The sequence below is a fragment of the Mesorhizobium sp. M7A.F.Ca.US.011.01.1.1 genome (assembly GCF_003998295.1).
Taxonomy (GTDB): Bacteria; Pseudomonadota; Alphaproteobacteria; order Rhizobiales; family Rhizobiaceae; genus Mesorhizobium.
The window spans coordinates 1-2,482 of sequence record NZ_RZRT01000140.1 but is presented as its reverse complement, the minus strand read 5'-3'; the positions used below and the strand labels follow the sequence as shown (position 1 = coordinate 2,482).

Genomic DNA, 2,482 nt, shown 5'->3' with positions numbered 1-2,482 from the left:
CCTCCCGCCGTTGGGCACGGAAAACCGAAGCGACCGATTTTGGACAACCACCCGCCGCGGTCACCCGATGGCGCCGGAAGTCTCGGCGGCAAGCTGCAGGCGGCGGGAGGCGGTCATGGAGAGACGGGCGAGTTCGGCTACGACGGCCCCTAGGCCGCCGTGACGGAGTCCTTCCTCAAAACAGGCGAGTACGGCGGCCTCGTCGCCGGCTTCGACATAGACGACACGTCCGGGCAGCAGCCCAGCCTGGGCAAGGGCGGGAGCAAAGAGATCCTGCCTTGTGACACACCACAGCACCTTGCCCTTGGCGCGCGCGGCAATGCCGGCGGCAAACAGCGCCGCTGCGGCCCCATCGATCGCCCCGTTCCGGCCACCCGCAATCTCATGCAGCGCCCCTAGCGCCAGCCCGCCTCCCGGCAGCACCTTGTCAATTGCAGGCACACCGAAGGGAAGCGTCGCACGGTTGCGCGCCGGTCCGCCTTCGAGGCGCGCGATTCGCTCGCGAAGCGCAGCGATAGCGGGGCTGGCGGCGGGCTGACCCATGGATAAATCACTCTCAAACAGTCTTCCAATGGATTTCGGGGCTGGTATGTTCCTTATTTGTTCTCTTTAGCATCCATGAGTCAATCGGACTCGTTGCGTCGCTTCGAGAGTTGATCAAAGGCTGCACTCCGTCGAGTTGCGATCTATCTTGAAATGACGACAGGTGATGCAGGGACGATGAAGTGGGCGAGCGAGTTGACAGCGGCCTAGAAGCGGATAAGCCGAGGGCAGGCACGACCATCCTTCGGAAGATCATCCATGTCGACATGGATGCCTTCTTTGCCTCGGTCGAACAGCGCGACAATCCAGAGCTGCGCGGCAAGCCGGTGGCAGTCGGCGGCTCGGCGGCGCGAGGTGTGGTGGCCGCTGCCAGCTATGAGGCCCGAAAATTTGGGGTGCGATCGGCCATACCCTCGATCACCGCGAAACGCAAATGTCCCGAACTGATCTTCGTACCCCCACGCTTTGATGCGTACCGGGCCGTCTCCCAGCAGATCCACGCGATCTTTGCCGAGCACACGCCACTGATCGAGCCGCTTTCGCTCGACGAAGCCTATCTCGACGTCACCGACAATCTGCAGTCCATCCCGATCGCCACCACGATCGCCGAAATGATCCGCGCAAAGATCAAGGCTGAGACCGGTCTGACTGCTTCCGCCGGGATCAGCTACAACAAGTTTCTCGCCAAGCTCGCTTCCGGCCAGAATAAGCCTGATGGGCAGTTCGTCATTACCCCGAAGATGGGGCCGGCCTTTGTCGAGGCCTTGCCGGTGCGGAAGTTTCATGGCGTTGGCCCCGCGACCGCGGACAAAATGGCCCGGCTCGGCATCGAGACCGGCGCCGACCTGCACGCACAGAGCCTGGCGTTTCTAGAGGAAAAGTTCGGGAAGGCGGGTCCGTATTATTACTGGATCGCGCGCGGTATTGACGAGCGGCCGGTGCGGGCCGATCGCGAGCGCAAGTCTGTGGGTGCGGAGGACACCTTCGTGAGCGACCTGTTTGATCTCGAACTTGCTCGCAAGGAACTGGCGCCACTGGTCAGCAAGGTTTGGCGCTATTGCCACGAACGCTCGATCCGGGGCCGGACGGTGACGCTCAAGGTGAAATTCGCCGATTTCCAGCAGATCACGCGCAGCCGCACGATCGCCGGCGTTGTCACGACCGAGGACGAATTCGCGACCGTCAGCGGCGCGCTCCTCGATCAGGTGTTCCCTGTTACGAAGGGAATTCGCTTGCTCGGACTGACGCTCTCGAATTTGGGTGAAACCGGATCCCAGCCAGGTCAGCAAATGTCGCTGACTATCTAGGACGGCAGCATCGTTATTGGACTGCTTTGCGGATGCGGTCAGTCAGGGTTTGCTCAACATCGAAATAGCCCTCCCAGGCGTCGGGCTGTTGAGCCCGCGCAGCAGCGGCAAAAACGTCGAACGTGTTGGCGCTTTTGAATGTCGGCAACTCGTCCCAGGTGACCGGCACGGCGCAGGAGGCACCCCCACGTGCTCGGGTCGACCAGGGACAGATAGCCGTGGCGCCTTGGCCGTTGCGGAGATAGTCGAGAAACATGCGACCCTTGCGCCTTGCCTTGCTCATATTGGCGACGAAGCGGGACGGATCAGTGCGTGCGAGCAACTCCGCGAGGTCTTGGCAGAAGCCCTTGACCTCTTCCCAGTCTGCTTCGGGGACAAGCGGAACGACGACGTGAACGCCCTTGCCGCCGGATAGCAACGGCCACGACTGCAGTCCGAGCGCTTCCAGAATGCCCCGGATGTCGAGGGCTGCCTGCTGGACATCACTGAAGCCCAGGCCCTCGTCGGGATCGATGTCGAAGATCATGCGATGTGGCAGGCTCGGCTGCTGCCGCAGGCTGCCCCAGACGTGGAATTCGAGGACGTTCATTTGGACGCCGGCGATCAGCCCCGCCAGGTCGTCGACCCAGAGG

The 2,482-nt window shown here is 62.4% G+C and carries 2 protein-coding genes and 1 pseudogene; 1 reads left to right on the top strand and 2 read right to left on the bottom strand.

Going from position 1 to position 2,482, the window contains the following annotated elements:
- Window positions 1-63: 63 nt before the first annotated feature.
- Window positions 64-543: pseudogene (locus EOA13_RS36775) on the bottom strand (damage-inducible protein); the annotation flags it as partial.
- Window positions 544-782: 239 nt separating this feature from the next.
- Here EOA13_RS36775 and dinB point away from each other — a divergent pair.
- The gene (dinB, locus tag EOA13_RS36770) at window positions 783-1,850 is read left to right on the top strand and encodes a DNA polymerase IV (RefSeq protein WP_281040890.1); all 1,068 of its coding nucleotides are present in this window, start codon (window positions 783-785) and stop codon (window positions 1,848-1,850) included.
- A gap of 13 nt (window positions 1,851-1,863) precedes the next feature.
- On the opposite strand, the gene EOA13_RS36765 is transcribed toward dinB, so the two are convergent.
- Window positions 1,864-2,482, bottom strand: a 619-nt coding sequence (locus EOA13_RS36765; protein WP_348629785.1) for a DNA primase small subunit domain-containing protein, incomplete at its 5' end; no start/stop codon positions are given.